The organism is Methylomonas sp. PHL2-19 (assembly GCF_059331595.1).
Window position 1 is genome coordinate 148,469 of the sequence record NZ_CP196839.1, and the last position, 21,522, is coordinate 169,990.

Below are 21,522 nucleotides of genomic sequence, written 5' to 3' on the forward strand. Positions count from 1 at the left end.
ACAAAGGGCGCAGCTTAGACGCCCGCCAGCAATCGGCAGGAGCAGTTTTGGCAGACAGAATTATTCGCATCGCTACCCGGCAAAGCCCGCTGGCCTTGTGGCAGGCCGAGCATGTCGCGGCGCGGCTGCAACAGGCGTTTCCCGGCTTACAAACCGAATTGGTCAAAATGGTCACCCGCGGCGATAAAATTCTCGACGCACCGCTAGCCAAAGTCGGCGGCAAGGGCTTGTTCGTGAAAGAATTGGAACAAGGCATGCTGGAAGGTACGGCCGACATCGCGGTACATTCCATGAAGGACGTGCCGGTAGAGTTTCCGGAAGGCCTGCATCTGGCGGTGATTCTGGATAGAGAAGATCCGACCGACGCCTTTGTTTCCAATCACTATCGCAGCCTAGCCGAATTGCCCGCTAACGCGCGCATTGGCACCTCCAGCTTGCGCCGCCAATGCCAAATCAAGGAAAAATTCCCGAATGCGGAAATCCTGAGTTTGCGCGGCAACGTCAACACGCGGCTAGCTAAACTGGATGCCGGCGAATACGATGCAATCATCCTGGCTTCGGCCGGCTTGAAACGTCTGGGAATGGGCGAACGAATCACCGCTCAATTGCAGCCGACAGAAAGCCTGCCAGCGATGGGCCAAGGCGCTATCGGCATCGAGTGCCGGATCGACGACGCAGAGATTCACGAGTATTTAAAGGTACTGCACGACGAGGACACCAGCATCCGGGTCGGCGCCGAACGAGCGATGAATGCCCGACTCAACGGCGGCTGCCAGGTACCGATTGCCGGTTTTGCTGAAATCAAAGGCGAGCGTTTATTGCTACGCGGCCTGGTCGGCAGCCCCGACGGCACTTTGTTATATAGAGCCGAGGCGGAAAGCAGCCTTAGCGACTTCGAAGCGTTGGGCAAAACCGTGGCCGAGGATTTATTAGCGCAAGGCGCGGACAGGATATTGCGCGAGCTATACCAGTGAACTCGGCTTTAAACGGCGCACGCATTCTAGTGACGCGGCCCGCCGCGCAGGCTGAGAATTTATGTCATTTAATTGAACAACAGGGCGGCGTGCCAATACGCTTTCCAACACTGGAAATCGTCGAAACCCAGCCCGATCCGCAGTTGTTAAGCCAAGCCGTCGCCAGCGACTGGCTGATTTTTACCAGCACCAACGCGGTGGATTTTGCTATCAAGGCGTTCGGTGGCAAAATGCCGGCCTTGCGTAAATTCAAAGTCGCGGCTGTCGGCGCCGCAACCGCCAACGCATTGCAGCAAGCGGAATGGCCGGTTGATTGCGTGCCGGCCAGCGCATTCAACAGCGAAGGCTTGTTGGCTGAACCTGAATTGCACGCTGTCGCCGGCATGCGCTGCGTCATTGTGCGCGGAGTCGGTGGCAGGGAGAAACTGGCGGAGAGCTTGCGCAGCCGCGGCGCGGAAGCGAGTTATCTGGAAGTGTATAGTCGCCAACAGCCGATGGCGGACAGCACGGAATTGCGGACAGACATAGCCCAAGGGAAGCTGGACGCCGTGACGATCACCAGCGTCGAAGCGTTACAAAATTTGTTGGCGATGCTGGATGACGAGTCGATAGTATCGTTGAAATCGATACTTTTAGTCGTCGTGAGCGAGCGGATCGGCCAAGCGGCCGAAGATTTCGGATTTAAACAGATTGCAGTGAGCACACAGCCCACGGATGCAGCGATTTTAGAGACCTTGACGACGTTATTTAACGGGGAAAACAGTGGCCGAAGTAATTGAAGAACAACAAGAAAATCCAGCTCCGGTAGTGGTGGTTAAAAAGTCTCACGCCGGATTGTGGATAGGCATCACCTCTATCGTATTGGTGATTGCTTTGGCTGGTGCGGGTTTTTTCTTTTTCCAGCAATTGCGCTTCAGTCAAGATACCGAAAACAATCAGGATAACCTGAAGATACTGGAACTGGACAAAGAACTTAACGGCCTGCGCGAACAGCTGAATGGCGTGCAAACGCAAATCGCCAACGTCAATGCCGAAATGACCGGCAAAGATAACCATTTTAATGAAACATTGGCTGATTTTTCCAAGCTGCATGATGAGCGCCTGAGCACGGCGCGCAAAGAGCTGGAAGCCTCCATTGTGGCTTTGCAACGGCAGCTGGGTAAAACCCGCGGCGACTGGCTACTGGCCGATGCCGAATATCTGTTGACCGTTGCCAATCAGCGTTTGCATTTGGTCGGTGACGTCACCACCACCCGCGAAGCGCTGGAAGCGGCCGATCAACGGCTAAGAGAAAGCGGCGACGCGGCGGTATTTAAAGTCCGTGAGCAAATTGCCAAGGAAATCGCCTTGTTAAACGGCGCCACCGTACCGGACATCGTCGGCATCTACAGCGGCATCCAGCACTTACAGGATGCAGTGGAAGGTTTATCGGTGTTTCTGCCGCACGCAGGCAAGCAGCCGGAAAAGCCCGAACCCAATAGCGACTTATCTGAACACGGCCATGAAATCTTGAATACGGTCGCCAAACAGCTGGAAGGCTATGTGGTGTTGCGCCACACCGAACAACCTGTCAACGCCATCCTGACCCCTGAAGAAGCGCACTTTATCAAGCAGCAGTTGAAAGTCAGGCTGGAAATGATCGAAATTGCCCTGGTGCAACAAAACGACACCTTGTTTGCCAGCAGCATCGCCGACGCCAAACAATGGCTAAAGAAAAATTTCGCGGAAAATCAGCAAACCGATAACTTCGTGGCTGAACTCGACAAACTGGCGAGTGTGCAAATCCGCAGCCAATATCCGGATGTCAGCGGGTCGTTGAAGCTATTGAAAGACATTAGTAAATTGCGTATCGAATCCGATAAAGCCGTGCTGAATAATCCGCCAGCGGAAACGGCCTCGCCGGCAATACCCTCTGCCGGCCAGCAATAAGCGAGTGGCATTATGAAAAATCTCATGTATTTTCTAGGCTCCTTGCTTTGCGCCGTTCTGGTGGCGTTTTTGCTGCATAGCTGGCTGGTCAAACAGAACGATCCGGGTTATGTATTGATCGGTTTCGGCCACTGGTCGCTGGAAACCTCTTTGACCGTATTTGCGGTTGCGCAAGTGATCGGTTTTTTCGTTCTCTACAACTTTTTCCGCTTGATGGGCGTGTTGATTCGCATGCCCAACCAATTTGCCAAGCGCCGCCGCAATATCCGTTTCAACCGCTCGCAGGAAGCCCTGGTGGCCGGCTTATTCGATGCGGCAGACGGTAATTGGGAGCGCGCGGAGAAAGTGCTGATCAAGCATGCCGCGCATAGTGGCGCACCTTTGCTGCATTATCTGACTGCCGCCAGAGCAGCGCAATCGCGCGGCGCACTGGACAAACGCGACGAATATCTGCAAAAAGCCAGCGAACAATCCTCGGACACCAATATGACCGTCGGCTTGACCCAAGCCGAATTGCATCTGTCTGAAAAACAATTCGAGCAAGCCTTGGAAACCCTGGGCAAATTGCACTCAATCAATCCCGGCCATGCGCGGGTGTTGAAAATGATGCATCAGGCGTATCAACATCTGGGGGACTGGGAAGGCTTGAGCAAGATACTGCCTTCGCTGCAACAGCATAAAGTGTTGATGGAAACCGAAGTTAAGTTGCTGGAAACGGAAACCTTCAGCCGCCTGCTGAAACAAACCATCGCCCAGGGTGACCGCCAGGCGATTCAAACCTGCTGGGAAGGCATCCCCGATCACATTAAGACTCTGCCGGGCATCGCCAATATCTATTTTGCGGCGATGATTGCCGCAGGCGCCGGTAGTAGCGTGGAATCGGCGATGCTCAAGCAATTGGGCCGGCATTGGGACGACACCTTGCTGGTGTTGGTTTCAAATATCGAAGCCGAAGATAAAGCCAAGCAATTGCAGTCGGTCGAACAATGGCTGGCGGTTTACCCCAGCAACGCAGTGTTGTTAAGAGTGCTGGGCAAGTTGGCTTTGAAAGCCGAGCAAATGGAGAAAGCCGAACAGTATTTGTTGAAAAGCCTGAATACCGAAGCGTCGGTGGCGACCTATCAATTATTGGGCGAATTATTGTTTAGCAAAGGCGACAAGGATCAAGCCTGCGATTATTTCAAACGCGGCATGGAGTTGGCGTCATCCGAGCTGATCAGCGGTGTGGAATCGATTCGCACAGCTTAAATACTTAAAACAACCCGCGATCAGTTCAAATCCCGAATAACCTCGGCGTCTGCATATTCGCTTTTGATAATCAAAATTTCCGGCAAATTCTTTTTTAACAGCGGCGCTAATTTAGGGTCGAAGTGTTTGCCGGATTCCGAGGCGATATAAGCCAACGTTTCCTCTACCGCCCAGGCCGGCTTATACGGTCGTTGCGACGTCAGCGCGTCAAACACGTCGGCTAGCGCGCAAATCCTGCCGGCAATCGATATATCTTCTTCCCGCAAGCCATTCGGATAGCCGGTGCCATCCCACTTTTCATGGTGATGTTGGGCAATGGTGCGCGCGGCCCGCATCAACTCGGTCGGCGAGCCGGATAAAATATTGGCGCCTATTTGCACATGGGTCTGCATGATCCGCCATTCTTCGGGGTCGAGCTTGCCGGTTTTTAACAGAATCCGGTCCGGAATACCTATCTTACCAATATCGTGCATCGGCGCCGCATTTAGAATAATTTCCGCCTCCTGCTCAGTTAAGCCATACGCCAAAGCCAACAGCTGCGCATATTTACTCATGCGAATGATATGGTTGCCAGTTTCGTTATCCCGATACTCGGCGGCCAGCCCCAGTCTGCGTATGACTTCCTGACGAGTACGATACAATTCGTCGGTTCTGGTTTTTACCTGTTGTTCAAGAAGGCGGTTTTGATCGCGTATCTGATTATGCATCAAGCGCACTTCCAGCAGATTGTGGATGCGGGTAACGGCTTCCAGTTGATCGAAGGGTTTGGTCAAAAAGTCCTTAGCGCCCAAACTCAACGCTTTCAAGCGGGTCTCCATGTCCGGCTGCGCACTGAGCACCAACACGGGTAAATAGTCGTCTCTGAAACGCTGTTGCAATTGTTCCATGACATCGAAGCCGCTTAAATGCGGCATGCGGATGTCTAACAAAAAGGCATCGAATCGCGTGGTATCACACAGAGAAGTCACTTCGCGAGAATCGCAGGTCGATTGAATATTCCGATAACCCTGGCGCTGCAAAATTTTTTCCAACAATTTGACGTTAGCGGGTTCGTCGTCGACGATGAGAATGGCGGCTTGCAGAATATGCTGTTTTAAGTCCACGTTGCTGTTTTCAAAGAATCATGAAGTTGGGAGCGAAAACCTAGCAGTCCGACTCGTACCGAGCCGTGCCTGCTGAATGGGTTATCCGCGAGATTCTCAGTATAGACAAATTAGTTGAGTCTGCTTTTTACAGCCTGACGCCAGCATTCAATCTAACAGCCCAAAAGATTCCAGAAATAAAAACCAGCCGGCCCAACGTCGAAATATTCAGCGGCAGCGAATGGCCATACAGGAAATATCGTCTTGCGCTTCCCGGTTCAGCATATGCGCTTCCAGGGCCTGTTGGATCGCCGCCACTTCAGCGCCAGGCGGCGCCGTTTTGAGAATCTGCAGGACGCGCTCTTGGCCGAATAAACCGCCGTCAGGACCCAGGGTATCGGTCAAGCCATCAGAGTACATAAATAACTCGCAAGCCTCCCGCCAATGCCAGATTTCGCAAGTATCGTCGAATTGCCGGTTATCGAGAATGCCGGCAGAGGGGTGTGAGGAACGAAAGGTGTGAACCGGCTTGCCATCGCCATCCAGCGCATAAACATCGGGTAAGCCGCCATTCCACAACTCCACCGACTTTTTTTCAGCATCTATCATGCCCAATACCAAAGCCACGAAACGGCCCGTCGGCATCTGGCTGTGCACCAGGCGATTGATCTCGCGGACGATGATGGGTACGGCCAAGCCCTTTTTCGTCATCGCCTGGAATGCCTGATTGACAATCACCGTCGGTAACGCTGCCGCCAAGCCGTGGCCGGTCGAATCGGCGAGCATAAAGTAAATTTGTTGCTTGCTGACGCGCCTGGCGCAAATCAAATCGCCGCTAAAGCGTTTGGCCGGCAATAACCAAAACTGCAAATGATCGTCTTTCAGATCGCTCTGTTTAATTAACCTTTCAAAAATACTCTGTAAAAACTGCTGCTCCGCTTCGTTTTCGTCGCGATAGGCTTTAAGTAGCTGAGTATCGGCAATAATCAGATTTTGCATATCGATCACACGCTGCACCGAACCCAATTTAGCGGCAAGAACAGCGCGACTGAACGGTTTTTGCAGATAGTCGTCAGCACCGGCTTGCAGCCCATCCAGGACATTTTGGTCATCGGCTAGCGCGCTGAGCACAAAAATGGGCACCCATTTGTCCAGGGTTCGCTCTCTAATCGCTTTGATAGCCTCCAGGCCATCCATGACCGGCATCATAATATCCATCAGAATCAGATCGGGATTTACGCTGGCCAGAGCGTGAACCGCCTGCTCCCCATTTTCGACCAAAATGACTTCATGCTGCATCCTGCTCAGTAATTTGTCGAGCAATAGCCTGTTTTCGTAGATATCGTCGACAACCAATATTTTCATTAGGAACTGTACCGTTATTCAAGCGAACCGGCAGTCTACCCTAGTTAAATAGGGTATCCCACATAGAATCGACTTTTTTGATGACATCCTCACTCATTACAATCGGACGTCCCCACTCCCGGCTGGTTTCGCCCGGCCATTTGTTGGTCGCATCGAAACCGACCTTGGACCCCAAGCCCGACACCGGCGAAGCAAAGTCCAGATAATCTATAGGCGTGTTTTCCAAAATCGTCAAATCGCGCGCCGGGTCCATGCGGGTGGTAATCGCCCAAATCACGTCCTGCCAATTGCGTACATCGACATCGTCATCCACCACGATCACAAATTTGGTGTACATAAATTGGCGCAAATACGACCAGGTGCCCAGCATCACACGCTTGGCATGACCGGCGTATTGTTTCTTCATGCTGATCACCGCCATCCGATACGAACAGCCTTCCGGCGGCAGATAGAAATCAACGATTTCCGGAAACTGCTTTTGCAAGATGGGCACGAAGACTTCATTTAAGGCCACACCCAAAATAGCCGGTTCATCGGGCGGACGGCCGGTGTAGGTGCTGTGATAAATCGGCACCTGCCGCTGAGTGATGCGTTCAATAGTAAACACCGGAAATTCATCGACTTCGTTGTAATAACCGGTGTGATCGCCGTACGGCCCTTCCGGCGCGGTTTCGCCGGGATAGATGAAGCCTTCCAGGACAATTTCCGCGCTGGCCGGCACTTGCAAATCGTTGGACAAACATTTGACCACTTCGGTCTTGCTGCCACGCAGCAAACCCGCGAAGGCATACTCGGACAAAGAATCCGGCACCGGTGTAACCGATGCCAATATCGTCGCCGGGTCAGCCCCCAACGCTACCGCCACCGGAAACGGCTTACCCGGATGCGCTTGTTGCCATTCCTTGAAATCCAATGCCCCGCCGCGATGCGCCAGCCAGCGCATGATGACTTTGTTTTTGCCGATGACTTGCTGGCGGTAAATCCCCAGGTTTTGCCGGTCTTTGTTCGGCCCTTTGGTAATCACCAGCGGCCAGGTGATCAAAGGCGCGGCGTCTTCCGGCCAACAGGTTTGAATCGGATAGACGCTTAAATCGACTTCGTCACCGACCCGAATCACTTCCTGACAGGGTGCGGAGCTGACTATTTTCGGCGCCATATTCAACACCTGCTTGAATACCGGGAATTTTTCCAGCGCGTCTTTCATGCCCTTCGGCGGCTCCGGCTCTTTCAGATAGGCCAGTAACTCGCCGATACCGCGCAATTCGGACACATCTTTGGCTCCCATGCCCATCGCTACCCGCTTCGGCGTGCCGAACAGGTTGCCCAGCACGGCAATGTTGGAACCTTTCGGATTTTCGAACAGCAAAGCCGGCCCGCCCTGCTTCAACACCCGGTCGCATATCACTGTCATTTCCAACACCGGATCGACTGCCTGTTTGATGCGCTTCAGTTCGCCCTGCTTTTCCAGTTGCGCGATAAAGTCTCGTAAATCTCTATATTTCATGCATGGTCCTTAAAAGGGGAGGCCGAACTTCGTGCCATGGGGTGCAAAATTAAAGCGGCAATCATACGCTGAGTTAAGCTAGACGAGAAAACCAAAGAGACAAGTAATCAGACTATGATCTCGCTCATTTCCCCGCCGTCGTCTTCACTGGAAAATTTCACGGAAAATTTCAAGCTAGTTGTCGCCTCAAGTTTTTAGAACCCTTTAAATTTGACGCAACAAATAACTACCCCCAAAAGCAGACCGATAGGTCCGCCGTATGCGTAGTCGAATGCCACAGTGCCAGCTTCACCGTCCCCCCGTCAGATTAAAATTGGGGGTTTCACTGTCCGAAGTAGCGTTACGATTCACCGTTAGGCGCTCAATAGGGCTCAACGTGTTGCCATCAAGGCGGATGCCTTGCCCCGTTCGCGACAGCTGACTTTCCAGTTGTCGCATTTGCTGTTGCAAGGTTTCTTGATTACGCAAGATCAACTGAATCTGCTCTTGCAGAAACTCAAAATGAATCTGGAAATAACGCGCGGACGGGAATATTTCGGCGGCTTTTTCAGCCGGTACCACGTAGGGTGCCTTTTTAGTGGTTTTGCGCATACCCGCGCCTCCTTCCATGTTCTTAATAATTATTATGGGGCGGGGAGTTAATTGGCTCCGGCCAGGAAATTCCTACGGGTAGTCAGAGCGTAGGTTGGGGTGACGACAGGAACCCCAACACGACAGTAGCAAAACAACCCGCAAACCGTTGGCAACGCAACAATGAAGTCATCGATAATTTAAAGGCCATCAATGTTGGGGTTCGTGCCTCCCCCCAACCTACGGCCCTTGATAACAAGACCTGACCCCAGCTTGCTCCTAACGCGATTCATAAGCTGGCGATTGTTTGGCTTGATGCAACTTTGCCGCGCGGCGTTTTTGCAGCCAACGAATCACACCCGTTACATACAAAACCGGACATGCCAAACCCGCCAGAAACACCAAAATCCGGCCCGGCCAAGCAAACGCTTGGCCGCTGTGTAAGGGCCATTGCCAATCCAGAAATACATCGCCCGCATTGCCTATACCTGCGTTGTAGCTGTGAATAATCTCGCCACTGTATTGATCAACAACCAGTGTTTGATGACCAACGAAGCGGCTGTTTTCTAGAACATCCCTGTTTTGAATGATATACACGCCGTTCGGATCAATCGGTGCATTGACCATCACTACCTTACCGACAGAGGAGTGATTTTCAACTGCCGCAACCGCTGCCGAAAACCCGATGGCTTTTTCACCGGCATGGCGGCAAGAGTGATAGCTTTCGTCGTCTATACCGTCATAGGCATTCGTTCTGGTAATTGGCGAAAATAGCTTAACCAGCGTATTAACCTGTTCGGGCAAGTTCATATAAATCCCGGAAAACAAAACCGGCAACAACACCAAGCTGCAATAAAAGCCGATGGCTTTATGTAAATCAAAATTGAACCGTACTGGCCCCGCGCGGCGTTTAAAACTTAACGCCTGTTTAAATTTGCCGGTTAACGGCCACCAGACTATCAAGCCAGTCAAAACAGAAATAATCGATAACGCTGCCAAAATACCCACAATCGTGCCGCCGGTTTCACCTAACAGCAAACTCCAATGCAACTGCATGATGAAACTCATAAAAGGTCGCCCCCAATATTTGCCCTTGGGATGCCAAAGCTGTATGCCCTTGACCTGATTGATGTAAGGATCGATATAAATGTAATAGCCATCGCCGTTATTCGCTTGGCGGGCGTCTTGGACAAAGTAAAGCAGCTTATAAGCGACATCTGCCTTGCGGGGGTAATACACCTTAAGAAATTGGCTGCCTAGTGGTTTAGCAGATTCTGCTGTGATGATAATTTCATCCAATGAATGGGCATTCTGCCGGGGTTGTAAGGGCTCAGAAATTACATTCAATTCGGCATTCAAGACCTCTTGTAGCTCCACATAGAAAACCGCGATACTGCCGGTAAAGCCGACGACTACCAATAATGCACCTGCAAACAAACCAAGGTAAAGATGCACAGCCAGCCATAGTTTACGATGCGCCTTAAGCCGAGATAAACGCGCAGCGCTAGCGCTATCTGGATAGATGTCCAAAACATCGGCGTCCGATTTATTCATGGTTTGCAAATGGATTTCGTTAAATTAAATGCAGTGTTAGTGGGTTTGGGGAGGTAAATATTCAATCAAGCGTAGGTCGGGTTAGCTCGATAGAGCGTAACCCGACAAATCGAAGCCAATCTGTCTGGTTACACCTAACCAGGCCTGCGTAGCTAAACAACTAACCCGATATTAGAATTCGACTTTTACAGACCCTAAAAACGTACGCGGCGTACCAGGTATAACCTGATTTTCGTTATTACCGTATCCGTTACTGGACGCCATATAGTCCTTGTCAGTTAAATTTTCTATATTAAATTGCAGAGTCACTTTTGAAGGGCCAACCTGTCTTTTATATTTCAACATCGCATCCACTCTTGCGTAACCGGGCAAGTCAAAAGTGTTGGCGATATTTCCGGCTCTATCGCTTGCCAAAAACACCCCAATACCGCTGCTGAATCCATGCGCACCAAATCCAGAAAAGTCATAAGTTGTCCAAAGACTACCTGAATGTGTAGGTACATTGGCAAAGCGATTACCTTGATTACCCGTGCAGCCTGAAGAGTCTGTATCTTTTGTGATTTTTACATCGGTAAATGCATAGTTACCAATCAAATTCAAATAGTCAGTCAAATTTCCGTGAATATCAAATTCGATGCCTTGGCTGCGTACTTCGCCAATGGCTTGCTTATACCCTTGTAAAGCAAGAGCCCTATCTGGATCTGATACGCTGATATTTTCTTTGGTTAATTCAAAAACTGCTATTCCCGCTGATAGCTTGCCATCGAACCATTCGCCTTTTACACCAGCTTCATATTGCCTCGATTGTTCTGGACTTAAAGCCGTCCCTGACGCGGTAAATCCACTGTTAAAGGCATTCGTACCCTGAACATAACTTGCATATAGACCTAGCCACGGCAATGGGTGATACATCAAGCCAGCACGAGGACTAAAGTTTTCATTTTTGGTTGATTTGCTTGCTACAGTCTCTTTTTCTTGGAATTCAGTATTGTCATAACGACCACCTAAAAGTAAGCTCCACTCCTCGCCAAATTTAATTTGATCCTGAATATACGTGCCAAACCATGAATAATCACGTTCACGTTCATATCGTGGAGAATTGATAAATGAGGGAAGGTTAAAACCGTTGAAGCCATATTGAGGATTAAATAAATTGATTGATGGCGCACTATCGCAACAAAAGGTGGAAATATTCGTATTGTAATTAAAATGATCGCCGCCTATCAATAAGGTGTGCTGCAAACTCCATGTGTCAAAATGACCAATGACATTTATTGTTTCAAAATCAGTTCCCGTCTGGTCGTCTGAGGCATATGTGCCCCGAGACAGCTCACTATTACCAATTAGGGAATCTCCAAAAGTTTGGGCATCCGAAATATCGTTTTTAGCAATATTGAATTTTCCTTTTATCTGCCAATCTTTATTAATTTGGTGGCTTAAGGACATTCCACCTTGAATGTATTCTTGATTGTAGTGATCGGTTGGTTCGGCAATAAATAAATTTCGCGGTAGCTTCCCAGCTAAAAGCCCTTTTTGCTCTAAACCAAATGGTATGCCATGATCTCGTATTGATTCCAATTTTTGATATATAAATTCGAAATCAACTTGTGTAGCATCGCTGATGTTCCATGTTACTGTCGGAGCAATGAAATCTCGCTTATTGAACCCAAAATTTCTGAATGACCCCGAATCTAAATGTTCATAATCAAACCTATAAGATAATGAACCATCCTTAGTAGCGGGGCCAGTTGCATCCAAGAGGGTGCGATAGGTATCAAACGAACCAAACTGCTGTTGTAAAGAATAATACGGAACTGATTGGGGGCGCTTGGTAACTACATTAACAAGGCCGCCGGGTTCTAATTTTCCGTAGAGCATAGCCGCTGGGCCTTTCAACACTTCCACACGATCAATATTAGCTAATGAAACAGGAACTCCGAAAGTGAAAAATCCATCACGCAATATTAAAGAATCGCCAGCTTTCTCAAGAGAAGTATCAAAGCCCCGCACAATTAAACTTTCATTGTTACTAAAACCGAACCCAAAATTTTGTTGAACGCCACTAACGTTCTTTACGACATTACTTAAACCCGTGGCTTGTTGGTCATCAATAATTGCTTTTGGGACAACCTGCACTGACATTGGTGTATCAAATAATTTGGCGTCTGTTTTTGTGCCTGTAGTTGCATTTACCGGGTTATAGCTCGTCTCAGAATCATAAACCGCCTTCCCCACCACCCTCACCGCCGGCAAAGTAGATGCAGCATCGCTTCCAGGTTCGGCAATCTTGATAGCTACCGCGTTGTCGTCCGTGATGGTATAGGTCAAACCGCTTCCCGCCAGGAGCTTTCTAAAGCCTTCTTCTACGGTGTACTCGCCGTCCAGTCCCTTGCTGGTTTTGCCATCGGTCAACGCGGATTCCCCGGTAAATAAAATGCCGGCATCACGCGCAAACTGGCTAAGTGCTTGTCCCAAGGAACCGCCGCTGATGTGGTAGCTTTTCCTGTTGGTAGTTTCTTCTCCATGGGCTGCGACAGAAGCGGTCAGCGCTGAAGCCAATAAAATTCCCTGTATAGCTTGGCTCAATCTGGATGAACGAAAGCCCGGATTGCTGCTGCGGTGTGTGTTTGACATCGGTTTTTCTCCATTTGTGGTGTTTTCATTAACTAATACAAACGAGCGCGGAAAAACCGGAACTGCACATTGAAGAAAAATTACAAATTTTTTTAGGGGCTGTTGCCGTTTCACATCGGTAACCATATAAATGCACAAGCCAGGGCGATAGCACCTTCAAAATTGCGTTTTAGTTTGTCATATCGGGTGGCAATAGCTCTAAAATGTTTCAGTCGCGCAAATACGTTTTCAACGAGGTGGCGATATTTATAGAGACACCAGTCCATTTCCTCATTCCCGACTATTGAATTTTGTTTTCTTGGGATGATGGGGACTGTGCCTTGGTCTCGAATTTGAATCCGTAACGGCTCGCTGTCATACCCTTTGTCTGCAATCATGTAGCCCGCCTGGGGGAGCTTGGCCACAAATTCCGGCGCTTCTTTGCAGTCATGTACTTCGCCCCCCGTAATCGAGAACTGGATGGGAAGTCCACCGGCATCAACCGCCATATGGATTTTGGTCGTGTTGCCTGCGACCGATTTCCCGATGGCTGTTGGATTTTCATGGGCGCCGCCGCTACTGTGTTGATGGGCTTTAATAATGCTGCCATCAATAAATAGCCATTCCAAATCAGGCTCAATCACTAGCGCCTGAAAGATACCCCTCAGCTTTTCTTGCAGTGACCAGGCATTGAAGCGCTTGTACACGGCATTCCACTTGCCAAAAGCGACGGGCAAGTCTCGCCAAGGGCAGCCAACACGCAAACGATAAAAAATCCCTTCGACCGTTTGCCGAAGACCGGGTTTGTCGTAAATGCTGAAACTCAACATAATCGTTTTTAGCTTTTCCCAGTGGGTATCTGTAAGCAGTTGGCGTGGCATTCGCTAGTTATCGTTTGATTGAAAACTCAATCAATATGGCTCGCCAATCGATTTTCAAAGGGATTATGACAAAATGGCAACAGCCCCTAATCGATTGTCTTTTCTATGAAAATAATTTTATTGTTCAGCGAAAAATGTCCGGTTAGGCTTGCCTTATCGAACCGACTTGACGAGTATCATTGGTACATATCAAGCTGTGATATATACTTCAGATACCTATTTGATAAGGGGAATTAAGATGCATACCACTGCCAAGTTATTTACCACTGGCCGAAGCCAAGCGATACGGCTTCCGAAAGAATTCCGTTTTCCGGGCGCGGAAGTATTTATTCGTCGTGATCCCGTGACTGGCGAAGTCATTCTGTCGCCTAAACCGGCATCCTGGGCGGAGTTTTTCGAGCTTGCCGACCACACAAAGATTCCTGCTGATTTCATGGCCGATCGCGAAGACCAGCCGAACCAAGAGCGGGATTTGTTTTGATGCGTTATATGCTGGATACCAATATGGCTAGTTATATTATCAAAAGCCATCCCCCGGAGATTCGACACCGGTTGGCGTCACTGCCGATGGACAGTATTTTTATATCGGCAGTCACACAAGGTGAGCTTTTATATGGCTTAGCCCGCAAGGGCCACCCTACCAGCCTGGCAAAGCTGATCCGGGAGTTTCTATTGCGTGTTGAGACATTGCCCTGGGACGAGCAAGCCGCCTGCGTTTATGGCGATTTACGTGCATCTTGCATGTCGGTTGGCATTACGCTTGGGGCGCTAGATATGATGATCGCCGCGCATGCAATAGCCGCCAAAACCATACTTGTCACCCATGACAAAGCCTTCAGCCTGATTCCCGATGGGGTTTTGACTATCGAAGATTGGGTGAATGGGGTTTAAGTAAGTAATAAACGATGGCAATAAAAAACAAGCTGCTGATGGTGCTATCGTAAACCGCATGGACCTGCATTGGCTTTGTTGCAGGCCGTAGAGAAAGAGCTTCAAGCAGTGCTTCGAGCTTTATCGTAAACGGACCTAGCGGACCGAGCATGACCGTCTCTGCGAGTGCAGAAGCAATCAGCGCGGCAGGACTTTAACCCAGAAAGGTAGCGGGTGTGAGAGCTTGACTGGCAGGTTAGCCTCGAGAAAGGCGAGAATTTTGTCGGTATCTTTTAACGGGTATGACCCGATAATCCGTAAATCGGCAATCTCGGGAGCACAAGTAATGTAGCCTGATCGGTAACGGCTTAGTTGCAGCAAAAATTCGCTGAGCGGCAGATCATCGGCAACGATAAAGCCTTCGGTCCAAGCGGGTTTATTCTGTCTGTGTCCTTGGATAGGCTCAAGGTGGTTTGAGGAAAATTGAACTTGTTGACCGGCGCGGAGAGTTTGTTTGGCGGACGCTGCATCGGCTGGTTGGATTTCTACGGCATCTTGAAATACGGTAACCTGCGATAGATTTTGGCGTTGGCTGACGCTGAAGCGGGTGCCGAGTGCTTGAACTCTGCCTTCCAAGGTATCGACGACAAAGGGCCGTTTCCAGCCAACGCTATCAGGTGCTGTTTCGATGTAAATTTCCCCTTTAACCAGTTGCAACCTGCGTAAATTAACCGAGAAATCAACGTTTACCGCGCTACCGCTATCCATAACCACGCTGGAGCCGTCGGCTAGGGTGATGGTTTTAGTTTCGCCGAGCGCTGTATGTTGATCGGCCGACCATTCCTGCCAATAACGACCTCGAGAAATCTGGCAGCCGGACCATCCTGCAACACCCAATAGGGCCATGCTTAACAGCATGCGTCTTCGATTGAGATTGGGGGCATTTAACGCTGCGGTGGCGGCGAAGGCGGCTGGTGGTGGCAGTGATTTAAATTTGTCGGTATAAAACTCAACTCTGGCCCAAGCCATTTGGTGATCCGGGTGCGAAGCCAGCCAGGCTTGCCACTGTGCGGTTTCGTCAGGGCGAACGTTACCGGAGCTAAGAACCATAAACCATTCAGCGGCCTCCGCCACGATGCGGGGATGGATCTTTTGTCGATCTCCGGAAGACATTTACTGTTAGAACTCCACGCTCAGGCATAGCACCATGGCTTGCACCATGTACTTTCTAACCATGCGATCACTGACCCCGAGTTTTTCGGCGATTTCGACGTAGGTAAGTCCATCGATCTGGGACATAAAAAATGCCTTGCGCGCCTTTTCCGGTAAGCGACTAAGCAATTCATCAATTTCTTGTATGGTTTCCAGAATAATGGCGCTTTCTTCCATAGACAACGATGTGGCTTCAGGAATTGCCGAAAGACGTTCCAGATACACTTGTTCAATGGTGGCGCGGCGCCAATGGTTGATCAGTAAATTTTTGGCGATGGTGGCGAGGTAAGGCCTGGGTTCATTCAAATCCGGTGTGCGACCCGATGCCATCACCCGTACAAAAGTGTCTTGCGCGTGATCTTCGGCTTGCAAGCGACATTGCACACGTTTATCCAGCCAACCGAGCAGCCAGGAGTGATGTTCTTGATAAAGCCGGGACAAGGCTTCATTAGTCAGCAATTCCGTCGCCACTAAACACTCCTATTGATGATTGAAAGATGTGCTTTCAAGACGACATACAGACTTTTGATCATAGCTTTGGTTGCCTTGCTAAATCCTCACGATTGCTGATTGTATGCTTACAAATCAGTCAAACTTTTACCAAATAACCAAAGAATTCAGCAAAAAATATACCATTTTCTAGGCTATAGACATCTTCCAAAATGCCTATGTGAAATAAATTCCAGTAAAAACAACTACTCAAGCAAATACATCACTCTTAACGCCACCTAGGGTTGCACACTAAACTTACCGGCGAAAAGTCGCCTCCAAATTTAACTATGTTAAGTGACCTATTGAGTATGAAAAAATCAGTGCATTGCCTTATCGCAACCATCGCGAAAAATTTACTGATCAACTATCAACGCCTCAACACTTGTAGCGGTGGCTGATTGACCACCTGCCTAACCCCCCAGTACCCTGCCAGCCCCACCGTTATCGCGCCTATCGCCGGCAATGCTCCCCACAAATGGTAGCCCGGACGATAGTCGATCTGCATCACACGGGTATACAACGCATACAGAATCGCTTCGCTAGCCAGTGCCGCCATAGCACCAGCTAAAATGCCGAGCAAGCCAAACTCAATCACGTGCGTGGTACGTAAAAAGCCGCGCCGGGCGCCCAAAGTCCGCATCAGCCCACCTTCGTAGATCCGTTGATCCAACGTGGCATAGACGGCAGCAAACAACACGGTGAAACCGGCCGCCAGGGCAAAATACAATAGTAGATTGATGGCCTTGGTCAACTGCGTCAGGATCATCTTGAACTGTTTCAAAATCTGATCAACTTCCAATATCGTGATCGCCGGATACTTTTTCAGCAGGGTATTCAACAGAATTTTTTGGGTATCGGCCAGATAAAAGCTGGTCATGTACATGGTCGGAAAGTTATCCAGCGTGCCGGGCGAGAAAATCATGTAAAAATTGGGCCGCATCGTATCCCACTGCACGCTGCGGAGTTGAGCTACCTTTGCGCTGAATTGCGCGCTCCCCACCGTAAAGGTCAATTCATCGCCCACCTTGATTTTCAAGCTTTCCGCCAGTTTTTGCTCCACCGATACCAGACCCGGCCGATCGGCTTGCCAAGCACCGCCATCGGTGGCTTTGTTATCGTCCGGCAATTGCACCGCCCAGGTCAGGCTCAATTCGCGTTGAGTGGCGCCTTCGCCCTGGGTGTCTTTGCTGACCCGGCCTTGCACCGCTTCGTTATTAATCGTCACCAGGCGTCCGCGTACCACCGGATAAAACCGGCTGCTGGGGATTTGCGCCTGCTGCAATTCGCTTTGAAATGCCTGCTGGCGTTCCGGCAGAATATTCAAGGCAAAATGATTCGGCGCCTGTTCCGGCAATTGCTGTTGCCAGTTGTCGATCAAATCGCTGCGCACCGTAAAACTCAGGGCCATGGCGGTGAGCGTGATGCTGAAAGCCAATATCTGGCTGACACTTGCCTGGCTGTTCCGCAGCAATCCCTGCAAGCCAAAACGCCAATTCAAGCCCATCCTCGGCAACAGCTTGCGCGCCAGCAATAACAAACCGTATACCGCGCCACCTACACCCAATAGTGTTAGCGCACCCAACCCCAATATGGTAGATGTCATTTTCGGGTCTTGTGTGTAGCGCCAAATCAAGCCGCCGATAATCGCCAGCGCCAAACCGTAAATCAACCAACCGCTGCTGGGTAAGGGTTCCAACTCACGACGCAATACCCGCAACGGTGAGACTTTTTGCAAACGCAGCAACGGCGGCAAAGCAAAACCCAGCAAGATTGCCAAGCCCGAAGTCAAGCCAAAAAATACCGCCAACCAGCTGGGACTGGCCAATTCTTCCGGCAACAAGGATTTTAACAGCTCGAATAAACCAAACTGCGCCAACCAGCCCAGGCCGCAGCCGACGCTGCTGGCTAATAGGCCCAGCACCAAGAATTGCAAACCGTACAGCCAGACAATTTCCGCTTGTTTACATCCCAGGCAACGCAACAAGGCAGTGGCGTTGAAATGCCGCTCGGTGTAACGGCGGGTAGCCATCGCAATCGCCACGCCGGCAATCAAGATCACCACGATACTGGACAAGCCCAGGTAACGCTCGGCGCGCTGCAATGCCGATCCCAGCTCCGGGCGATCCTCATGTATATCCAGGATTTTTTGCGAACTGTTCAGTTGCGGTTTCAACCAGGTTTTAAAGGCAAGCAAAGCCTGTTCGTCGCCGCTGAACTGGAAGGCGTAACGCACATGACTGCCGGGTTGAATGACGCCGGTGGCAGCCAAATCGATTTGATTAATCATCACCCGCGGCGAAAAGCTGTAAAAGTCACCGCGCTTGTCCGGCTCGTAGCTCAACACCCGGCCGATGGTCAGAGGTTTTTCGCCTACGGTCAACGTATCGCCGATTTTTAGATGTAGAGCCGGCAGGATGCGCTTGTCTACCCAAGCCGAGCCGGGTTCCGGACCCTGGCTGGCGACGATTTCATCCTGTGACTCGGCATCGCTGGTTTTCAATTTGCCGCGCAGCGGGTAGCCGCTGCTCACCGATTTTACCGAAGCCAACAGCATTTCCTGGTTTTCCAACAAAACGCTGGCAAACTCGCTGGTTTGCGAATGGGATAAGCCCAATTCGCCAGCCTTGGCCAACCAGGTTTCGGCTATGAGCGCCGGCGCAGCCACCACCAGATCGCCGGCTAAAAACTCGGCGGCTTGCACCGTCATGGTCCGATGCAAACGGTCGGCGAATAGCGATATGGCGGTGGAACTGCTGACCGCAATCAGCAAAGCTAGGAGCAATAAGGTCAGCTCTCCGGAACGACTATCGCGCCACAACAGTTTCATGGCCAGATTGACACGTTTCATACCACGCTCCCAGCATCCAGGCGAATGGTGCGTTGACAACGTCCGGCCAAAGTCATGTCGTGAGTCACCAAAATCAAAGTGGTATGTTGTTCTTGATTGAGCTCGAACAGCAAATCGATGATGTGCGCACCGGTTTTGCTGTCCAGATTACCGGTCGGTTCGTCAGCAAACAGGATGGTAGGCCGGGTGACAAAGGCCCGCGCTAAAGCCACCCTCTGCTGCTCGCCGCCCGACAATTGCTTGGGGGTATGCGTCAAGCGCTGCGACAAGCCCACTCTATCCAGCAAGGCCCGGGCAGCGGTCGCCGCTTGAGCATGTCCGCTGAGTTCCAGCGGCAGCATCACGTTTTCCAGAGCCGTCAACCCCGGCAGCAGTTGAAAGGACTGAAACACGAAACCGACTAATTCGTTGCGCAAAAGGGCGCGGCCGTCTTCGTCGAGCTTGGTCAGATCGCGACCATTGACGACCACTCGACCGATACTGGGCGTATCCAATCCAGCCAGCAAACTGAGCAGGGTGGATTTACCGGAACCGGACTCGCCGACAATGGCCAGACTCTCGCCCGAATTGATGATTAAATTCACTGAGGACAAGATGTGTAAAATGCCCTCGGAAGTTGGCACCGATTTGCCGAGCTGTTCGGTAACGATAATCGGGGAACTGGTCTTATCAATATGAGTATTCAACATGTATAGCGTGGTCCTTGCCGTAATTCTGGGTTTACTACCAATCAGCGCCATGGCGAAATCGATAGTGGTATTGGGTGACAGTATTAGTGCCGGTTACGGCATCGAAGTTCAGCTTGGCTGGGTGGCTTTGTTGCAAAACAAGCTGACCGACCTGCATAGCGACTATGTTATCAGTAACGAAAGCATCAGCGGCGATACTTCCGCTGGCGGCCTGGCGCGACTGGAGCAAATTTTATCGCGGCATAAACCGGATATTGTGTTGGTGGAATTGGGCGCCAACGATGGCTTACGCGGTTTATCGCCGGCGGAAATGAAAAATAATCTGACCGAAATCACCCGGCGTTCGCAAAACGTCGGCGCCAAAGTGATGCTGCTGGGGATGAAGATTCCGCCCAATTACGGCAAGCGTTATGTCGAGATGTTTTACGAGGTTTTTCCGCAGCTATCCGCGGAATTGAAGATCCCTTACGTGCCGTTTATCCTCGAAGAGGTAGCATTAAACCCGGAGATGATGCAGGCCGACAGCCTGCACCCGAATGAGCTGGCACAACCGGTGATTGCCGAAAAGATTTGGGGATATTTACAAGCGTTGCTGAAATAATAGCCAACAGTCTGCGTTTTAGATAACCAAATTATCAACTTTAGCTATTTACATTGTCCGCGCTTTTCCATTGACCGGACAAATACAATTGCAGATTTTTCTTGAAAGGTTCTACTTTCTCATATTCCCAATAACCATGCAGTTGGCCGAGATTATTGCAAAAGCTACGGATCATGACGATAAGTGGAACATACCAATACAGACCAGGCGCAACTAAACCATCGCCTTGCAGCCTTTTAATAACCGGAGCGATCAAACTTGTGTACATGAAAGTCAGCAAACTCACTGTCGCCAGCCAAAACCAAGGAACGATAAATCCCAATAGAAAAGTCAACATCCAGAGCGCGTGGTTACGCAAATGATAGAAAACGGCTTTTAAATCCGCGTTACCTATCCGCCCGGTTCCTCGTCCATACAAATAGTATTGCTTGGCAAGTTTTTTAAAATTAGGCCTAGGACGCCAGGACACCACAGCATTTTGCGCCAATCCGACCCTACATCCAAGTGCTTTAGCTCTCTGCGCGAACAGCGTATCTTCTGCGGTGTAAAGCCATTCCGGGTAACCGCCTGTCGCTGTCCAAACACTTTTTCGAAATGCCGAATTTCTACCATGAAACACCCGATGTTCTTCATCGGCCGAATTTCCAGAGGTCGATAACGCCCCAGCGAAATATTCGAAAGGATTAATATGTTCGACCTTACGCACACCGGATACCGCACCAAAATCAGGATTTTCCAGTAGCGGTTTTACCAACTCCTCAAGCCAAACGGGATCAGGATGGCAACCTCCGTCGGTCACTGCGATAATGTCAGCACTGGAACGCGCAATTGCCAGATTGCGTCCTCGAGCAATATTGACACCTTTCTCGACAAAAAACTTTATGTTGGAATTCTGATCAGCATATTGTTGCAGAAGCTCCAGAGTCCCGTCAGACGAACCCCCATCAACTATTACGATTTCATCGGGCCGACGGGTCTGAGTTAAAAAAGAATCCAGCAGACTTTTAATACTGCCGCGTTCGTTTAGGACCGTGGAGATGATGCTTACAGTGGTGTTTCGCATGTTATTAAGATCGCCAAATATGAACGT

19 protein-coding genes are annotated in these 21,522 nt (G+C 50.2%); 7 read left to right on the forward strand and 12 right to left on the reverse strand.

The window, feature by feature from the left end:
- Nucleotides 1–47 precede the first annotated feature (47 nt).
- The 4 genes from hemC to ACR02O_RS00770 are packed head-to-tail and all read left to right on the forward strand — an operon-like array spanning nucleotide 48 to nucleotide 4,151.
- Nucleotides 48–974, forward strand: a complete 927-nt coding sequence (gene hemC / locus ACR02O_RS00755; RefSeq protein WP_205452827.1) for a hydroxymethylbilane synthase — start codon at nucleotides 48–50, stop codon at nucleotides 972–974.
- A complete protein-coding gene (locus ACR02O_RS00760) occupies nucleotides 971–1,753 on the forward strand; it encodes a uroporphyrinogen-III synthase (protein ID WP_494522569.1) in 783 nt (260 codons plus the stop codon). Before hemC ends, ACR02O_RS00760 begins: the two co-directional genes overlap by 4 nt.
- Nucleotides 1,737–2,903 (forward strand): uroporphyrinogen-III C-methyltransferase, encoded by a 1,167-nt coding sequence (locus tag ACR02O_RS00765; RefSeq protein WP_458138454.1) that lies wholly within the window; start codon nucleotides 1,737–1,739, stop codon nucleotides 2,901–2,903. Before ACR02O_RS00760 ends, ACR02O_RS00765 begins: the two co-directional genes overlap by 17 nt.
- Nucleotides 2,904–2,915: 12 nt before the next feature.
- Nucleotides 2,916–4,151 carry a heme biosynthesis HemY N-terminal domain-containing protein gene (locus tag ACR02O_RS00770; RefSeq protein WP_494522570.1) on the forward strand — a complete coding sequence of 412 codons (1,236 nt, stop codon included), beginning with the start codon at nucleotides 2,916–2,918 and terminating at the stop codon, nucleotides 4,149–4,151.
- Nucleotides 4,152–4,171: 20 nt separating this feature from the next.
- Here the strand turns inward: ACR02O_RS00770 and ACR02O_RS00775 are convergent, their stop codons facing one another.
- From ACR02O_RS00775 to ACR02O_RS00805, 7 genes are all read right to left on the reverse strand, one after another.
- Complete coding sequence (locus ACR02O_RS00775; RefSeq protein WP_033158548.1) at nucleotides 4,172–5,254, reverse strand: HD domain-containing phosphohydrolase; 1,083 nt, start codon at nucleotides 5,252–5,254, stop codon at nucleotides 4,172–4,174.
- Nucleotides 5,255–5,461: 207 nt separating this feature from the next.
- Entirely contained in the window at nucleotides 5,462–6,598 is a 1,137-nt protein-coding gene (locus ACR02O_RS00780) for a PP2C family protein-serine/threonine phosphatase (RefSeq protein WP_494522571.1), read from the reverse strand.
- A gap of 40 nt (nucleotides 6,599–6,638) precedes the next feature.
- Nucleotides 6,639–8,102: a 4-hydroxy-3-polyprenylbenzoate decarboxylase gene (gene ubiD / locus ACR02O_RS00785; RefSeq protein WP_458138457.1), complete on the reverse strand. Its 1,464-nt coding sequence runs from the start codon at nucleotides 8,100–8,102 to the stop codon at nucleotides 6,639–6,641.
- Nucleotides 8,103–8,390: 288 nt separating this feature from the next.
- Entirely contained in the window at nucleotides 8,391–8,693 is a 303-nt protein-coding gene (locus ACR02O_RS00790) for a hypothetical protein (protein ID WP_458138458.1), read from the reverse strand.
- Between the two features lie 258 nt (nucleotides 8,694–8,951).
- Nucleotides 8,952–10,226 (reverse strand): PepSY-associated TM helix domain-containing protein, encoded by a 1,275-nt coding sequence (locus tag ACR02O_RS00795; protein ID WP_494522572.1) that lies wholly within the window; start codon nucleotides 10,224–10,226, stop codon nucleotides 8,952–8,954.
- Between the two features lie 171 nt (nucleotides 10,227–10,397).
- On the reverse strand, nucleotides 10,398–12,974 hold the full coding sequence (locus ACR02O_RS00800; protein ID WP_494522573.1) for a TonB-dependent siderophore receptor: 2,577 nt from the start codon (nucleotides 12,972–12,974) through the stop codon (nucleotides 10,398–10,400).
- The gene (locus ACR02O_RS00805) at nucleotides 12,971–13,720 is read right to left on the reverse strand and encodes an IS5 family transposase (protein WP_129871393.1); all 750 of its coding nucleotides are present in this window, start codon (nucleotides 13,718–13,720) and stop codon (nucleotides 12,971–12,973) included. The genes ACR02O_RS00800 and ACR02O_RS00805 overlap by 4 nt, the downstream gene beginning before the upstream one ends.
- Before the next feature lie 238 nt (nucleotides 13,721–13,958).
- Between ACR02O_RS00805 and ACR02O_RS00810 the strand changes: the two genes are divergently transcribed.
- On the forward strand, nucleotides 13,959–14,201 hold the full coding sequence (locus ACR02O_RS00810; protein WP_458138461.1) for an antitoxin: 243 nt from the start codon (nucleotides 13,959–13,961) through the stop codon (nucleotides 14,199–14,201).
- Nucleotides 14,202–14,209: 8 nt separating this feature from the next.
- Nucleotides 14,210–14,611 (forward strand): type II toxin-antitoxin system VapC family toxin, encoded by a 402-nt coding sequence (locus ACR02O_RS00815; RefSeq protein ID WP_458139198.1) that lies wholly within the window; start codon nucleotides 14,210–14,212, stop codon nucleotides 14,609–14,611.
- Between the two features lie 177 nt (nucleotides 14,612–14,788).
- On the opposite strand, the gene ACR02O_RS00820 is transcribed toward ACR02O_RS00815, so the two are convergent.
- The 4 genes from ACR02O_RS00820 to ACR02O_RS00835 form a co-directional block, all read right to left on the reverse strand.
- Nucleotides 14,789–15,763, reverse strand: coding sequence for a FecR domain-containing protein (locus ACR02O_RS00820; protein WP_458138462.1), 975 nt, complete (start codon nucleotides 15,761–15,763; stop codon nucleotides 14,789–14,791).
- A 6-nt stretch (nucleotides 15,764–15,769) separates the two neighbouring features.
- Nucleotides 15,770–16,273: a sigma-70 family RNA polymerase sigma factor gene (locus tag ACR02O_RS00825; RefSeq protein ID WP_458138463.1), complete on the reverse strand. Its 504-nt coding sequence runs from the start codon at nucleotides 16,271–16,273 to the stop codon at nucleotides 15,770–15,772.
- Nucleotides 16,274–16,661: 388 nt separating this feature from the next.
- Nucleotides 16,662–19,142 carry an ABC transporter permease gene (locus tag ACR02O_RS00830; RefSeq protein WP_458138464.1) on the reverse strand — a complete coding sequence of 827 codons (2,481 nt, stop codon included), beginning with the start codon at nucleotides 19,140–19,142 and terminating at the stop codon, nucleotides 16,662–16,664.
- Nucleotides 19,139–19,831, reverse strand: coding sequence for an ABC transporter ATP-binding protein (locus ACR02O_RS00835; protein ID WP_458138465.1), 693 nt, complete (start codon nucleotides 19,829–19,831; stop codon nucleotides 19,139–19,141). The genes ACR02O_RS00830 and ACR02O_RS00835 overlap by 4 nt, the downstream gene beginning before the upstream one ends.
- Here ACR02O_RS00835 and ACR02O_RS00840 point away from each other — a divergent pair.
- Complete coding sequence (locus tag ACR02O_RS00840; protein ID WP_458138466.1) at nucleotides 19,830–20,432, forward strand: arylesterase; 603 nt, start codon at nucleotides 19,830–19,832, stop codon at nucleotides 20,430–20,432. The two genes, ACR02O_RS00835 and ACR02O_RS00840, sit on opposite strands and share 2 nt — an antisense overlap.
- 40 nt (nucleotides 20,433–20,472) lie before the next feature.
- Here ACR02O_RS00840 and ACR02O_RS00845 read toward each other — a convergent pair whose 3' ends face one another.
- A complete protein-coding gene (locus tag ACR02O_RS00845) occupies nucleotides 20,473–21,495 on the reverse strand; it encodes a glycosyltransferase (protein WP_458138467.1) in 1,023 nt (340 codons plus the stop codon).
- Nucleotides 21,496–21,522 lie beyond the last annotated feature (27 nt).